At 73.3% G+C, this 15931-nt stretch carries 12 protein-coding genes and 1 riboswitch; of the genes, 3 read left to right on the top strand and 9 right to left on the bottom strand.

What is annotated here, in order from left to right; translation table 11 throughout:
* Window positions 1-123: 123 nt before the first annotated feature.
* The 3 genes from E0504_RS13350 to ppc all read left to right on the top strand — a co-directional run bounded on the left by E0504_RS13350 (window position 124) and on the right by ppc (window position 5173).
* A complete protein-coding gene (locus E0504_RS13350; RefSeq protein ID WP_112106422.1) occupies window positions 124-771 on the top strand; it encodes a BlaI/MecI/CopY family transcriptional regulator in 648 nt (215 codons plus the stop codon).
* A 13-nt stretch (window positions 772-784) separates the two neighbouring features.
* Window positions 785-1981, top strand: coding sequence for a M56 family metallopeptidase (locus E0504_RS13345; protein ID WP_131624675.1), 1197 nt, complete (start codon window positions 785-787; stop codon window positions 1979-1981).
* A gap of 258 nt (window positions 1982-2239) precedes the next feature.
* Complete coding sequence (ppc, locus tag E0504_RS13340; protein ID WP_112106424.1) at window positions 2240-5173, top strand: phosphoenolpyruvate carboxylase; 2934 nt, start codon at window positions 2240-2242, stop codon at window positions 5171-5173.
* A gap of 38 nt (window positions 5174-5211) precedes the next feature.
* On the opposite strand, the gene E0504_RS13335 is transcribed toward ppc, so the two are convergent.
* From E0504_RS13335 to E0504_RS13295, 9 genes are all read right to left on the bottom strand, one after another.
* Window positions 5212-6774, bottom strand: a complete 1563-nt coding sequence (locus E0504_RS13335; protein ID WP_112106425.1) for an MFS transporter — start codon at window positions 6772-6774, stop codon at window positions 5212-5214.
* Window positions 6775-7090: 316 nt separating this feature from the next.
* Window positions 7091-7468 (bottom strand): transglycosylase family protein, encoded by a 378-nt coding sequence (locus tag E0504_RS13330; protein ID WP_112106426.1) that lies wholly within the window; start codon window positions 7466-7468, stop codon window positions 7091-7093.
* Between the two features lie 12 nt (window positions 7469-7480).
* Window positions 7481-7657, bottom strand: a riboswitch (cyclic di-AMP (ydaO/yuaA leader).
* 371 nt (window positions 7658-8028) lie between these two features.
* A complete protein-coding gene (locus tag E0504_RS13325; protein WP_071059714.1) occupies window positions 8029-8919 on the bottom strand; it encodes an SDR family NAD(P)-dependent oxidoreductase in 891 nt (296 codons plus the stop codon).
* A 119-nt stretch (window positions 8920-9038) separates the two neighbouring features.
* Complete coding sequence (locus E0504_RS13320) at window positions 9039-10562, bottom strand: cell wall metabolism sensor histidine kinase WalK (RefSeq protein WP_131624725.1); 1524 nt, start codon at window positions 10560-10562, stop codon at window positions 9039-9041.
* An 80-nt stretch (window positions 10563-10642) separates the two neighbouring features.
* Window positions 10643-11332 carry a response regulator transcription factor gene (locus E0504_RS13315; RefSeq protein ID WP_112106427.1) on the bottom strand — a complete coding sequence of 230 codons (690 nt, stop codon included), beginning with the start codon at window positions 11330-11332 and terminating at the stop codon, window positions 10643-10645.
* Window positions 11333-11358: 26 nt separating this feature from the next.
* The gene (locus tag E0504_RS13310; RefSeq protein WP_235014001.1) at window positions 11359-12237 is read right to left on the bottom strand and encodes an FAD:protein FMN transferase; all 879 of its coding nucleotides are present in this window, start codon (window positions 12235-12237) and stop codon (window positions 11359-11361) included.
* Window positions 12238-12334: 97 nt separating this feature from the next.
* Window positions 12335-12817 (bottom strand): FMN-binding protein, encoded by a 483-nt coding sequence (locus E0504_RS13305; protein WP_131624673.1) that lies wholly within the window; start codon window positions 12815-12817, stop codon window positions 12335-12337.
* A complete protein-coding gene (locus E0504_RS13300) occupies window positions 12814-14259 on the bottom strand; it encodes a ferric reductase-like transmembrane domain-containing protein (protein WP_235014002.1) in 1446 nt (481 codons plus the stop codon). Before E0504_RS13300 ends, E0504_RS13305 begins: the two co-directional genes overlap by 4 nt.
* 111 nt (window positions 14260-14370) lie before the next feature.
* A complete protein-coding gene (locus E0504_RS13295; protein WP_131624671.1) occupies window positions 14371-15762 on the bottom strand; it encodes a serine/threonine-protein kinase in 1392 nt (463 codons plus the stop codon).
* Between the last annotated feature and the right edge of the window lie 169 nt (window positions 15763-15931).

Below are 15931 nucleotides of genomic sequence, written 5' to 3'. Positions count from 1 at the left end.
CCGTCGCATTCTTCTACATTACGTAGAAGATTCTACGTTCGGTAGAAGATTTTTTCGTTGTGAGATCGACCGGGCTCGACGAAGTTCCGGGCAAGAACTTCTACGCGGCGTAGGATCGGTCCCATGGCACGCCTGGGTGACCTGGAACGGTCTGTCATGGACGTCCTGTGGTCGGCCGACGACTGGCTGACAGCACGCGACGTGGCGGCCCGCCTGCACCACGAGCGCGACCTCGCCTACACCACCGTGCTGACGGTGCTGGAGCGGCTGGAGCGCAAGGGCTTCGTCCGGCGCCAGCGGGCCGCCCGTGCCCACCGCTACGCGGCGACCGACAGCCGCGAGACCGTCGTCGCCGAGGCGATGCTGGAGGCCCTGGGCACCGCCGACGACCGGGGTTCCGCACTCGTCCGCTTCGTCGGCTCGGTCTCCGCGGAGGAGGCCGAGATCCTGCGCCGCGCGCTCGAGCCGGCCGGCGACGCGGCGACCGACGGGACCGCCACCGCGTCCGGGCCGGGCGGCGCCGTGAGTGACAGCGGCGCAGGCAGCGGCTCCGAGGGCATCAGCGCCGAGGGCGTCGGCACCGAGGGCGCGGGCCGTGGGCCGGGCGCTCCCGGCGAGGCGGGCGGTCCGGCCACGACCACCGTCGGGGGGCCGGCGGACGTCGCCGACGTCACGGACAGCACCGCGGCGGCCACCGTGGCCAGCATGTCCGAAGAATCGTCAGTCACGGCCGAGCCGCGACCGGTGCACCTCCCGGTGGACGAGCGGTAGCGTCTGCCGGGACATGACGACCGCGGCCCTTCTCGCCCTGTTCGCGGGCGCGCTGGCCTGGCCGGTTCCGCGCCTGCTGGCCGCCGCGCGGTGGCCGCACCGCTGCCCGCGGGCGGCGATCGTGCTGTGGCAGGCGATAGGCCTCGCGGGTGGGGTGTCGGCCCTGCTGGCCGCCGCGGCCTTCACTGTGGCCCCGCTGTCGCAGGGCATCCCGTCGGCACTCGCCGACCACGCCTCCAACCTTCTCGCCGGTGAGCCGCTGGTCGGGCTCGGGCGGACGAACCTCGTCGGGCTGGCCATCGCGGCGGCGCTGGCGGCACGCCTGTTCGGCGTGCTGGCCATGTCGACGGCGGCGACTCTGCGCGAGCGCCACCGGCACCGGCACCTCGTCGACCTCGCCGGCCACCGGCACCGGCACCGCGGGCACGACCCCGGTGGCCCCGGCGACCCCGGCAGCTCCGGTGAGCACGGGGAGCACGGCACCGGGTGCCGCCTGTGCGAGCACCGGGACAGGGCCGGCACCCGGCTGCGGATCCTGGACCATCCCGTCGCCGTCGCCTACTGCGTCCCCGGAGTGCGCCATGCACGGGTCGTCGTCTCCGCCGGCCTGCTGCGGACGCTGACCCCCGAGGAACTGGACGCCGTCCTCGCGCACGAAGAAGCACACGTCAGCGGCCGGCACGACCTGGTCATCCAACCGTTCGTCGCCTGGGAGCGCACCTTCCCCTTCCTGCGCCCGGCCCGTGAGGCGACGGCCGCCGTCTCGCTGCTGGTCGAGATGCTCGCGGACGACGCCGCCGCCCGGCGCACCTGCGGGCGGACCCTGGCCCGGGCACTCGCCCGCCTCGGCGTCACCCGCGCACCGGTGCCCGCCGGGACGCTGAGCGCGACGGGCCCGGTCGGACCGGCGGACTCCGGACCGGCCGACTCCGGACCGGCGGACCTCGGGCCGGCGGACCTCGGGCCGGTGAGCCCGCCGGAGTCACCCGCCGTGCTCGGAGTCGCCGGCGTGGGTCGGCTGGCGGCCGTCGCCGCCGCGGTGGCCACGGACCGCACCGACCCGGCGCGCAACGCGGGCGTGCGGACGCCGGTCGTCGCCCGGATCGCCCGGCTGCTCGACCCGCCGGCCGTCCCGATCTGGCTGCCCGGGACCGCCTACCTCACCGCCGCCGTGGTGTTCCTCACCCCGGTGATCCTGCTCCTCACCTGAACCTGAGCTTTCCGTTCACCTGAGCTTTCCGGCAACCCGGGTACCACAGAAGCGCACACAGTCGGCAGACTGGACATGTGCGTCGGCAGGGCAACAGCCCGCTCGCCGGCGCGGCGACACCGCCGTCGCCGGATCCGGACAGCGAGCCCGCACCCGCACCTGCAGAGCCCGCACCCGCACCTGCCCCGCAGACACGTCCTCACCTGATCGCTGTCGCGGAGAGCTCTTCCGCGACATCAACCCATCGGAGACGGCGGCGTGACCACCACACCTGGCATCCCCGGGACGGCGAGCACCGAGAGCCCGGAGAGCAGCAACAACCCGGCGAGCACCGGCAACCCGGCGGACGGGCGTCCGGACCAGCAGGCCCAGGACCCGGGCGGCTTCTCCGGCGGCGTGTCCTCCGACGCGCGCCACGCGGCCGTCCGCGCCGGCGTGCGCCGCCTCGGCGCGCTGCTCGGCGAGGCCCTCACCCGCCACGAGGGCCCGGAACTGCTCGCGCTGGTCGAACGGGTCCGCATGCTCGCCCGCGGCGAGGACGGCGGCACCGAGCTCGCCGCCGTCCTCGACGGCGTCGACGCGCGGCAGGCGATCCTGCTCGCCCGCGCGTTCACCGCCTACTTCCAGCTCGCGAACATCACCGAGCAGCTGCACCGGGCGCGGGAGATCTCCGACCGCCCGCGCAGCCGGCTGCGCGACCTCGCCGACCGCATCGCCGAAGCGGTGGACGAGGGGGCCGTCGACCCGGACCTTCCGGCCGAGGTCATGCGGCGCCTGCAGCTGCGCCCGGTCTTCACCGCGCACCCCACCGAGGCCAGCCGCCGTTCCGTCCTGGAGACGCTGCGCGGCATCGCCGACCTGCTCGACGCCACCGACGACCCGCGCCGCCCCGGCGCCGACGACGAGCGGCTGGCCCGTCGTCTCGCCGAGCTGGTGGACGTCCTCTGGCAGACCGACGAGCTGCGGGTGGAGCGGCCGAAGCCGGCGGACGAGGCACGCTCGGCCGCGTACTACCTCACCTCGATCGCCACCGAGGTCCTGCCCGATCTGCTGGAGGAGCTCGACACCGCGTTCGCCCGGATCGGGGTCGAGCTGCCGGTGGCCGCCCGTCCGCTGGCCTTCGGCTCCTGGGCCGGCGGCGACCGGGACGGGAATCCGAACGTCACGCCGGAGGTCACGCTGGAGGTCCTCAACCTCCAGTACGAGTTCGGCATCCGGGCGCTCACCGCCCTCGTCGACCGGCTGGTCCGTGAACTGACGGCGTCCACCCGGGTGGTCGGGGAGGTCAGCGGCGGCCTGCTCGCCGCGCTGGCCGCGGACCGCGCCGCGCTGCCCGAGGTGTACGACCGCTTCATCCGGCTCAACGCCGAGGAGCCGTACCGGCTCAAGTGCAGCTACATCCTGGCGCGGCTGGCCGGCACCCGCGCCCGGCTGGCCGCCGGCGCACCGCACGTCCCGGGCAAGGACTACCTGCGGCCCACCGACCTGGTGGACGAGCTGGAGCTCATGCGGGTCTCTCTCGCCGCGAGCCACGGCGAGCTCGTCGCGAACGGGCCGCTGCGGCGCGCGATCCGGACGGCGAGCGCCGTCGGCCTCTCCCTGGCCACCCTCGACATCCGCGAGCACGCCGACGCCCACCACGCCGCCCTCGGCGCGATCTACGACCAGCTTGCCGAGCTGGACGTCCCCTACCGCGACCTGGACCGGCCGGCCCGGCTCGCACTGCTGTCGGCCGAGCTGGCGGGGCGCCGGCCGCTGCTCGGTGCCGTCCCGCCGCGGCTGCCCGAGCGGGTGGCGCGCACCCTCGAACTGCTCACCACGGTGCGCCACGCGCTGGACCAGTACGGCGACGGCGTCATCGAGAGCTACATCGTCTCGATGACCCGCGACGCCGACGACATCCTGGCCGTCGCCGTGCTCGCCCGCGAGGCCGGCCTGGTCGGCCTCGGCCGGCCACCGGGGACGTCCAGCGGCACGGAACGTCACGGGCCCGCGGTGCCGGCGGTCGCGTGGGCGCGGATCGGGTTCGTGCCGCTGTTCGAGACCGTCGCCGAGCTGCGCGCCGCGGGGACGCTGCTCGACCGGCTGCTCGCCGACCCGTCCTACCGGGCGCTGGTCGCGGCACGCGGTGACGTCCAGGAGGTCATGCTCGGCTACTCGGACTCGTCCAAGGACGCCGGCATCACCGCGTCCCAGTGGGAGATCCACAAGGCGCAGCGTGAGCTGCGGGACACCGCCCGCGCCCACGGGGTCGTGCTGCGGCTCTTCCACGGCCGCGGCGGATCGGTCGGCCGCGGCGGCGGCCCCTCCGGCGAGGCGATCCTCGCCCAGCCGTTCGGCACCCTGGACGGGCCGATCAAGGTCACCGAACAGGGCGAGGTGATCTCGGACAAGTACACCCTGCCGCAGCTGGCCCGGCAGAACCTGGAGATCACCCTGTCGGCGGTGGTGGAGGCGTCCGTCCTGCACCGCACCTCCCGGTTCACCGAACAGGCGCTCGCCGGCTGGAACGGGACCATGACGGCGGTCGCGGACGCGGCGAAGGACGCCTACCGCTCCCTCGTCGCCGACCCGGCCCTGGTTCCGTTCTTCCTGGCGGCGACGCCGGTGGAGGAGCTCGGCAACCTCAACATCGGCTCCCGCCCCTCGCGGCGGCCCGGCGGCTCCGGAGGGCTGGCGGACCTGCGGGCCATCCCCTGGGTGTTCGGCTGGACGCAGGCCCGGATCATCCTGCCCGGCTGGTTCGGGGTCGGCTCCGGGCTGGCGGCGGCGCGCGAGGCCGGCGCGGGCGGGGAGCTGGCCGAGATGTACCGCTCGTGGCATTTCTTCCGGACGTTCCTCGGCAACGTCCAGATGACCCTGGCGAAGTCGGACCTCGCGATCGCCCAGCGCTACGTCTCGGCGCTGGTCGACCCGGCCACGGCCGCGCTGTTCGACGTCATCCGGGACGAGCACGCGCGGACGGTGCGGGAGGTGCTGGCCGTCACCGGGCAGGCCGGCCTGCTCGAGACCGCGCCGGTGCTGCGCCACACGCTGCTGGTCCGGGACGCCTACCTGGCCCCGCTGCACGCGTTGCAGGTCTCCCTGCTGGCCCGCACCAGGGCGGCCGGTGACACCGCCGACCCTCAGCTTCGCCGCGGCCTGCTGCTGACCATCAACGGAATAGCCGCCGGCCTCCGCAACACGGGCTGATCGTCAGAGCGCGGGCGCAGGGCCGGGCGGGTGGTGGGTCAGGGGCTGGGCTCCGGTTCGGCGGTCACCGGGTGGGCGGCCTGCTGGTTCCCAGCCTGTGGGGTCGCGGCCGGTGGGGTGGCAACCTGCTGGGTCCCTTCCTGCGGGGTGGCGGCCTGCCCGGGAGCGGGGGTGGTCAGGAGACGGGACCGGGTCTGGTCCGCGGTGCGCCGGGCCCAGGTGCCCGTCGTCGCGAACCCCAGGGCGAGGACGGCGGCGCAGGCCGCGACCACCGCCCACCAGGCGGCCGTGCTGGTGGGGTCGATCCCGACTCCCGGGCCGTCGCCGACGGCCCCGACCGTCGCGGTCGCTGCCGCGACGGAGCCGATCACGGCCACGCCCAGCGACTGGCCGACCTGGCGGCTCGTCGAGGCGACCGCCGCCGCGACCCCGGCCTGCGCGAGCGGCATCCCGGAGACCGCAGTGTTGGTGATCGGCGCGTTCACCAGGCCGAAGCCCGTCCCGAAGAGGACGTAGGCGACCATCAGGGTGGTGACGGAGGTCTGTGGGGACAGGCCCGTCATCGCCGCGCTGCCGGCGGTCAGGGTGACACCCGCGGCGAGCAGCGACGGACGCGGGCCGAAGCGGCCCACCGCCCGGCCGGACAGGGGCGCGACCACCAGGGTGGCCAGCGCCATCGGCAGGGTCAGCAGGCCGGCGTGCAGCGCCGAGTAGCCACGGACGTCCTGCAGATAGATCGTGTTGAGAAAGAGGAAGCCGGCGAGGGCGCCGAACGCGCACACCGCGATCGCCGTCGCGCCGGAGAAGGGCGCGCTGCGGAAGAAGCGGACGTCCAGCAACGGCTCGGTGCGCCGCGACTCGTAGCCGACCAGCAGCGCCGCCGCGGCGACCGCCGCCGCGAACAGGACGAGCGTTTCGGTGGACGTCCAGCCGGCCGCGGGCGCCTCGATGATCGAGTAGGTGAGGGTCGAGAGGACGGCGATCACAAGGAGCTGTCCGACGGGGTCCAGGCGGCGTGGGCTCGGCGCGCGGGACTCGGGGACGAAGCGGTGCGTGAGCACCAGCGCGGCGAGCCCGATCGGGATGTTGATCCAGAAGATCGCCCGCCAGCTCACCGTCTCGACGAGGATGCCGCCGAGCACCGGGCCGAGTGCCATGCTGATCCCGATCACCGCGCCCCAGAGACCGATGGCGCGGGCCCGTTCCCGCGGGTCGGTGAACGTGTTGGTGATGATGGACATCGCAACCGGGTTCAGCATCGAGCCGCCGACGGCCTGCACCATTCGGAAGGCCACCAGCCAGCCGAGCCCGGGCGCGAGGCTGCACAGCAGCGAGCCTGCGGTGAACAGGGCCAGTCCGGTCTGGAAGATCCGGCGGCGGCCGAGCCGGTCGCCGGTGGAACCACCGAGCATGAGCAGGCTGGCCAGGACGAGGGTGTAGCTGTCGATCGTCCATTGCAGGCCCGCGGGCGACGCACCCAGATCCCGGCGCAGTGCGGGCAGGGCCACGTTCACGATGGTGCCGTCCAGCCCCACGATCAGCAGACTCATGCAGCAGATCGCGAGAACGGCGAACCTGCGGCGGCTGGTCGGCTCGGCCATCGACAACCCACCTCTCCGGCCGCCGCCAACTCGGCCGCAGGTGCGCGGGCGGACGACTGTTCAGCGTACGGCAGGTCTCTTTTCCTCGCGCTCGCGCTCGTGCTTCCTCGCGCTCGTGCGACGCGGCCGGTGGTACCGAAACGCCGGTGGCCCGGGTGTCGACACTGACACCCGGGCCACCGATCGCGTTCCACGGACCATCTGTCACGCTCAGCCAGGGCTCAGCCAGGCTGGTCCGTCACCTGTCTGCTCCATTCGACGGCCGCGTCAGATTCATTCGACGGGCCGCGTCAGAGCCTGGGGGCTGGGGGCTGGGTCAGAGCTTGGGGCCCCAGCAGCTCTTCGAGGCGTACCACGGGCTGGTTCCCTGCTGCGCGTACAGGATGTGCGCGCGCTTCCACTGCTCGGCGGCGCTTGCGTTCTGCGGGAGACCCTGACCACCGACGCCGCGCCAGGTGCTCGGCAGGAACTGGAACAGGCCGCCCGCGCCGATCTCGTTGACCACGCGGGGGTTACCGCCGGACTCGCAGGGCACAACCGCGCTCAGGAAGCGGTGTGCGTCCGGCCGACCCGCGGCGCTGGCGGGCTGTGACATCGCGATTCCGCCGCCGATCGTGGCGGCGAGGAGCGGTGCGACAAGCAGCGCACGGCCGCGGCGGATGGAACGACTGGTCTTACGAGCACGCGAAGCCATAACGGACAAAGTGATGCCCCTCCCCACGCCTGCGAAGTTAGCTGTCGGGTTCGGGCTGGGATTTACCCGGTCGCGCTACGCGACTTCACCCCGAGGACGTCTGTGATCGACGCCCGAAGGTTGGTTCCCCCGCTCCCGCCCTGAGGTTTGTTGTTCACCGGGCGGGGCAGGATTCGGCGTGTCGCCCGGTGCGCGCTTTCCTGAACGAAAGCACGGCGCAGACGTTACACACAACGGACCAACAATTGCCAAGGCTCTGTGGCGAGCACCACATGGCCCATCGAAACCTTGAAGATTCTCCGTAGACGGCGTATCACGCGCGCAGGCGCGTTCCTCTTTAACGGACCGTCCCATCACCGTGACCGCCCCGCCACGATGGCCGAGAGCGGTGACACGGAGAGTGGGTGACGTGCTCACCTCGGCGCAGGAATTCGACCCGTGAACCGGGAAGAAGTTGCGCGAGCATCAAGTTGGAAATGGTCCCGGCGTTCGTCCGGGCACCACCCAGACCTGTTGACAGGCCCCTGATGCGGACGAGTCGTAATTTCGTCCGTTCCGGGTCAGATTTCCGGAGTCGGCAGCGCAACCTCCGGAGCCGGCAGAGGCACGACCCCGTGGTGCGCGGTCAGGCCCCCGTCGGCGACCAGCGTCGTTCCGGTGATGTAGGACGACTCGGCGGAGGCCAGGAACCAGACGGCCGAGGCCAGCTCGCCCGGCTGCCCCCAGCGCCCCATCGGAATGCGGCGGCTCACCGCCGCGGTGGACGCCGGGTCGGTGCGGTGGCGCGCGGTCAGCGCCGTCTCGGTCAGGCCGGGGGCGACGGCGTTGATCCGGATGTTCTGGGCGGCGTGGTCGAGCGCCGCGGCCCGCACCATGTTGATCACAGCCGCCTTGGACGCGTTGTACGCCCAGTTCCCCGGTTCGCTCTGCAACCCGCCGCTGGAGGCGGTCACGACGATTGAGCCGCCACCGCCCGCCCGGAGCGCGGGGACCACCGAACGGATCCCGATCGCGACGCCCCGCACGTTGACGGCGAGGATCCGGTCCAGCCGGTCGATCGCGCCCGGGGCCTCCCACGGCAGCGTCGTGCCGATCCCGGCGTTGAGCACCGCGACGTCCAGCCGCCCGAAGCTCGCGAGCGCCAGCTCCGCCATGGCGGCCCCGGTCTCCTCGACCGAGACGTCCCCGACCATCGGGACGATCCGCGGCTCCGGCCCGCCCGCCGGCCGGGAGTCCGCCCCCGTCACGGCACCGGCATCCGCCGCGGTCCGGGGATCCGCCGGGGCCACGGCGGGCCGCGGGGCGCGCGACTGTGCTCGGGTCAGCGCCGCCAGGCCGACCTCGTCGACGTCCACGGCGACCACGCCGAACCCCCGCGCGGCGAACAGCTCCGCGCACGCCCGCCCGATCCCGGATGCCGCTCCCGTGATGACGACCGCCGAGGTGACCACACGTCCTCCACGAGCTCCGAGAGACCTCACCAGCACGGCAAGTCCCGCCCGCCGGACGGATCCCGGCCGACCGCGCCGAGATCAGCCTGGCGGGTCGCGGTGAACGGAGCCGATCCAGCTCATGACGAAGAGGGATCGGGGCGGGGCAGGACGAGCCGGAACGTGGCGCCGCCGCCCGGTGTCGGCCGGTGCTCGGCCCGTCCGCCGTGCGCGGCGGCGACGGCCTCGACAATGGACAGGCCCAGCCCCGTCCCGCCGGCGTCGCGGGAGCGGCCGGAGTCGGCGCGGTAGAACCGCTCGAAGACGTGGTCGACGGCGTCAGCGGGGACTCCGGGTCCATGGTCGATCACCGAGATGACGACCTCCCGGTCGTCATCCACCGCACCGGCCACCGCACCGGCCGCCGCACCGCCGTCGGAGTCGCCGTCCGCGTCCGTGTCGGCGTCGCGGACGGTGAGGGAGACCGTCGCCTCGGGCGGGGTGTGGACGAGCGCGTTGCGGACGAGGTTCCCGACGGCCTGGCGCAGGCGTCCCCCGTCCCCCGTCACCTCGAGGATCGGCGGGGCGTCGACCTCGATCGTCCGTCCCGGGCTGACGGCGCGGGCGTCGGCGGCGATGTCACGGAGCATGGCCGCCAGGTCGACGGGTTCACGCTCGAGGTCGGGCTGGTGGTCGAGGCGGGCGAGCAGCAGCAGGTCGTCGACCAGCTCGCTCATCCGGGCCGACTCCTCCTCGATGCGCCGCATGACCATCGCCAGGTCCTCGGGTCGGCTTGCCGCTCCCCTGCGGAACATCTCGGCGTAGCCGCGGATCGACGTCAGCGGGGTGCGCAGTTCGTGGCTGGCGTCCCCGACGAAGCGTCGCAGGCGCCGCTCGGAGGCCTCGCGGGCGCGGAAAGACGCCTCGATCTCGGTGAGCATCGTGTTGAAGGCCAGCCCGAGACGCCCCACCTCGGTACCGCGGTCCGTGTCGGTGACCCGTTGAGTCAGGTCGCCGTCCGCGATCATGCCCGCGGTGTGTTCGATACGGGTCAGCGGGCGCAGCCCGAGGCGGATGATGACGTAGGCCAGCGCGGCGAGCACCACCAGCATCGCCGCGCTCACGATGATCTCGATCCTGGTGACGTTGTCGAGAGTGGTCTCCATCTCGGCGAAGGGCACCGCGACGACCAGCACGTCTCCGTTGCCGAAGCGCTCGGCGAGCAACCTGAACCTGTCCCCGCCGCCTTCGGCGGGGACCGTCCACAGGGAGGCGGTCGCCAGGTCGGGCCGCACCGGGGCGGCGGCGAGCATGCTCTGGGTGACGGCCGGGCGCCGGGTCGGTGCCGCGGGGCCGTTCGGGCCGGGGCTGGTCTCGGCCACTCGCCGGCCGGCGCTGTCGTACAGCGCCCCGTAGGTGCCGACGAGGAACGCGGTGCCGAACCGTGGCGCCCGGTCGTCGGCGTCGTGGTGGTACGGCATGTGGTCCGTGTCGCCGCCGAGCAAGGTCTGTTCCATCACCGGGTGGGCGTCGCGCACCTGCCGGTCCAGCCGGCCGAGCAGGTACGACTCGACGGCGTTCTGGGTGCCGAACGCGCCGAGCATCAGGCCGAGCGCCAGCAGGCCGACCAGGGCCAACAGCAACCGTGCCCGCAAAGAGACCATCCGCGAGGACACGAGATGCCGCCGCAGGACGCGCCGGTGCAGGACGCGGTGCAGGACGCGCCGGGGCGGGGCCGGATGTCTCACCGCGGCAGGCGCAGCACGTAGCCAACCCCGCGCACCGTGTGGATCAGCGCCGGCGGAGCGTCGTCGATCTTGCGGCGCAGATAGCTGACGTAGGTCTCCAGGACCCGGGCGTCACCGCCGAAGTCGTGCCCCCAGACGTGGTCGAGGAGTTGGGCCCGGGTCAGCACCTTGCGGGCGTTGACCAGCAGGTAGTGCAGCAGCCGGTACTCGGTGACGGTCAGCTCGACGAGGCGCCCGGCCCGGCGCACCTCGCGGGTCCCCGGGTCCAGCTCGAGATCGGCGAAGCGCAGCGGCTCCGGCGCGCCGTCGACCATTCCGGCCCGGCGCAGGATCGCCCGGACCCGGGCGACCAGTTCACTGACCACGAACGGCTTCGTGACGTAGTCGTCGCCGCCGAGCATCAGCCCGTGCACCTTGTCCTCGGTGGTGTCGCGGGCGGTCAGGAACAGCGTCGGCACGTCCCGCCCGGCGTTGCGCAGCCGCTGGCAGACGGCGAAGCCGTCGATGTCGGGCAGCATGACGTCCAGCACGAGCAGGTCGGGCGGCTCCCGCGAGACCTGCGTGAGCGCCGCCTGCCCCGAATGCGCGGCGCTCACGTCGAAGCCCTCGTAGCGCAGCGCCATGGCGACGAGATCGGTGATCGCCTCCTCGTCGTCAACGACGAGGACCCGGACGGGACGCTCCATCCGCTCAGTGTCACCTCCCGTCAGTGTCACCTCCCGTCGGGACGTCCGGCGGCCGGCCTCGGGGCGGTCGCTCGCGCGCCCGGCCTCGGGGCGGTCGCTCGGACGGCCGGCCGCGGGGCTGTCTCGGCAGCCGGCCCCGCGGCGGTCGTGGTGACCTGGCCCGGGAAGCCCGCGGAGTGCGTGAGCCGCCCGGTGGTGTCGACCGTCAGCCACTCCCATCCCCGGCGGGCGAGGTGGGTGAGCAGGGCCGGCGCCTCCGGCCCGGCGGCGAGGGCGGCGGTGGCGAACCCGTCCGCGAGCGTGGCGTCGGCACTCACGAGGTCGGCGCCCACGAGGGTGACCGAGGCGAGGCCCGTCGCCGGGGCGCCGGTACGCGGGTCGACGACGTGCGCGCCCCGCTCGGCGACCCCCGAGGTCGCGACGGCCAGCTCGGTGCCCTCCACCACGGCGACCAGCCTGGCCCGGTCGAACGGATCGGCGATCCCGATCCGCCATGGACGTCCCGGCGCCCACCCCGAGGTGCCCCGCACCCGCAGGTCACCGGCGGCGCTGACGCAGTGGCTCGGGGCACCCGCGGCGGTCAGGGCCGTCGACGCGGCGTCGGCCGCCCAGCCCTTGACCAGCCCGGTCGGGTCCAGCGTGCCGTCCCCGCGCCAGGCGGGGTCGAACCATCCCCCGGTCTGCTCCCGGCATTCGGCGGCCGCCCGGTACACCTCGCGGACGTGATCCGGACAGTCTCCGAGCTCGATCTCGCCGCGGCGCAGCCGCGACACCCAGGACGTCGCCCGGAACGTGCTGAAATCCTCGTCGACCCGATGCAGCACACGGACCGCGGCACCGATCGCCGCGTCCAGGCCGACCGCGTCGAGCGGCGAGCGGACGTCGATGCTGACAACCGTGCCCATCACCGGTTCGGGGTGGCTGCGCCCCGGTCGCGACGGGCGCCCCGGTCGCGACGGGCGCGACGGGCGCGACGGGCGCGCGTCCTGGCCGGCGCCGGCCCTAGACACCGGCGGCGTCCAGGGCCGACTGGACGGACTGGGCGTACCCCTGGCTGGTGTAGGACGCGCCGGAGACGACGTCGATCTGGGCGCTCTGGACGTCGAGCACCTCCTGGCGCAGCAGGGGCACGGCCTGGTCGTTGATCTCCCGGTCGCGCCGCTCCCGGTCCGGCAGCTGCACCGCCACCACATCGGTGATCCTGCTGCCGGTGAGGACGACCTGGACCTGCACGAGGCCGTACCGGGTGTGGACGGCGTCGCCGGTCACCGTCCGCGTGGTGGTCCCGCTCGTCGAACCCGTGCCAGTACCCGAACCCGTTCCCGTGCTGGTGCTGGTGCTGGTCGTCGCCGGTGTCACGGCGAGGGTGGAGGGATGCGCGCCGATGCCCGTCGCCGACTTCGCCCCGACGACGAGGACAACCGTCCCCAGCAGTGCGGCGAAGCCGAGACGCGCCCGGTAGGGCCTGCCCGCGTTCTCGTTCATCTCAGCGTGAACTCCTCGGTGTGGATCTGCCCGTCGGACAGGCCGAGCTCGCGCAGGGCCCGGACGACCGCGAGCGTCATGCCGGCGGGCCCGCAGACGAAGACGTCCCGATCGGCGACGTCCGGCACGGCGGCGGCGAGATAGCGGGCGGCCAGCGGATCGTGGCCGAGCTCGCGCCGGGATCCGACCACACGGTGGACCACCACCCGACCGACGGCCGGCCCATCGGCAGTCGGCCAACCGGCGGCCAGCCGGTGATCGGCCAGCTCGTCGAACTCGCTCCGCAGTGCGAGGTCGGTCGCCCTGCTCGCGCGGTGCACCACCACGACGTCGTCGCCGCGGCCGGCGAGATCCTCGGCGAGCGCGCGGATCGGGGCGATGCCGCTGCCGCCACCGACGAGCAGCGCCCGGCCCCGGGTGGCGCGCTCCGCGGTGAAGTGCCCGAACGGACCCTCCGCGACGACCGGCGTCCCCGGGCGCAGGTGGGCGATCGCGCGGGAGTGGTCGCCCGCGTCCTTGACGGTGATGCGCAGGCGGTGCGGCTGCGCCGGCGCGGACAGCGAGTACGGGTGGGCGGTGACGGCATGCCCCCGGGCGGCGAACCGCCAGAGCAGGAACTGCCCCGGCCGGGCGCCGAGACGATCCAGGTCACGGCCACGAATCCACACGGAGACCACACCGGGCGCCTCGGTGACCACCCGCTCCACGGTCATCCGATGCCGGACGACCGCCGCGATCGGCAGGACCAGACGCCAGATCACCAGGCAGGCCGCCACCGCGACGTACATCCCCTGCCACAGCAGCGTGTTGACGGGATGCCCGACGAAGTCCGCGCCGGTAGCCGTCTGATGGGAGTACACGAGGAGCACAGCCACGTAGGCGCTCAGATGCAGCAGGTACCAGATCTCATAGGAGACGTGCCGTCGCAGCGCGCGGGCGCTGGCCACTCCGACGGTGACGAACAGCAGCGCGCCCGCGGTCGCCTTCCACATCTCCGGGTAGGTCATGATCACCGTGACCAGTTCGGACAGCGGCTGATGATGCGCGGTCAGGCCATACCCCCACACCACCATCAGGACGTGGACGGCCATCAGCAGCACGACGTTCGTCCCCAGGCCGCGGTGCCAGGCCGCCAGCCGATCGAACCCGACCGCGCGTTCGAGCCCCGGCACCCGCGCCATGAGCAGGAGCTGCACCAGCATCAGGTAGGCGGCCAGCAGCCCGGCGACCCGTCCGAGCGCCGTCAGGAGCAGGCCGCCGCCGTGAAGGCTCGACGCCGAGGTGCCGAACCACCACATGGCCACGACCACGACGCCCCAGGTCACCAGCCCGACGCGCACCCCGAGCGCCGGCAGCCGGGCCGGCGCGGACCACCGCCCACGAACCGCCCCCGGTTCCGGTTTCAGTCCCGGCTCCGGTTCCCGTTCCAGTGTGAGGCTCATAGCCTCGGACGATGTGCCCGGACCCTGAGAATCGGCTGTGCGAATCCTCAGAGCTTCCCGGGAAGTCGCACCGCCCCCGCGGACGGCTCGAACCGCCTCCTCCGCACCTGGTCAGCGCGTCGGGGCCTGCCGGCGGCAGGCGTTCAGCACCGCCTCGATCTCGCCTGCCGAGGTGCCGTGAAACTCCCACAGCCGGCAGATCTCCACAGGCCGGCCGGGGCCCCCTCGACGTTCGATCTCCAGCACGTTGTTGTGAACACGCGCGTCGGCGATCTCACTCCACGGCAGACGTAGATCGTCGGGAAACCGCCGGCGCCTGATCCCGTCCGGGCCGACGGTCAACAGGCCGGGCCGGACGATCGGAGGAATCAGGGCAGCCGTCCAGACCGCGAACACGACCGACCAGAGCGCGGCCGGTACGAGCGCCCAGGCCGGCAGGTCGACGAAACCCTGGACCATCCAGGGGACAGCCGCCCCGACCGCGGAGCCCACGGCCAGGCCGACGCCGATGGCCCACCCGAGACGCGACTCCCCGTACTCGACCGTGCCGCCCTCCCCCGTCGGCCCCGTCGGCCCCGCCAGCCCCGTCGGCGCGTCGACAGACTCGGCGGGTCGGGCGGGGTGCGCACGTTCGACGGGCAGGACGACGGCAGAGCGGCTCGCCGTCCCGCGTGCGGGAGAAGGAACAGCACCGGCGGGGGCCGCGAGCACTGCGACCAGCGCCTCGTGTGCGTCCTCCGCGCCCAGCCGGACGCCGGGGTCCTTGTCGAGCAGGGAGAGGATCGTCGCGCCGAGTGGCCCTGCCCGTCGGGGCGGTTCCGGTTCGTGGGAGAGCACGGCGGCCACCGTCGCGGCCTCGGTCTCCCGGGCGAACGGCGAGACTCCCTCCGCCGCCGTGTAGAGGGTGGCGCCGAGGGAGAACAGGTCGCTGGCCGCCATTGCGCGGGCTCCGGAGAAACGCTCGGGCGCCATGTAGGCGAGCGTTCCGAGCGGGCTCTGAGTGACCGTGGAATGTGATTCCAGGACGGCAACGCCGAAGTCGACGAGAACGATCCGGCCGTCGTCGCCCAGGAGAATGTTCGCGGGCTTGACATCCCGGTGCACGATTCCGGCCGCGTGCGCCGCGACGAGAGCGTTCAGAACCGCCAGGCCGACCCGGGCGACGTCCCCGGGGGCAAGCGGCCCCTGCTGCCCGACGACTTCCGCGAGCGAGCGCGACGGGACCCACTCCATCACGATCCACGGCAGGTCACCCTCGTGGACGACGTCGAGGACGGTCACCACGTTGGGGTGGTCGCGCAGCAGGGCGACGACCTTCGCCTCGTGAACCACCCGCGCGAGCAGGCCACTCGACTCCGGGTCGGTCACCGCGGCGTGGAGCCGTATCTCCTTGACCGCGACATTGACGTCGAGCAGCTCGTCCACCGCACGCCACACCGTCCCGTACGCGCCGGCGCCGAGTCGCTCCGCGAGTCGGTAACGGCCGGCGACCAGACGATCCATCGTCCCGTGCGGGTCGGAAACCACAACATCCCCAGTCAGCTCACACCCCGCAGCTCGCTCAGGCTCCGCGGCCCGTGGGCGGTGCTTCGGTGCCGCCGTGGGCCGATTCCATCATGTCCCAGCTACGCGGCCGGGCGCGGCGGATATCCGGATACCAAGGATGAGGATC

Source organism: Parafrankia sp. BMG5.11, from assembly GCF_004337455.1.
Note: the sequence above shows the minus strand (reverse complement) of the source record. Positions and strands in the feature narration are given on the sequence as shown.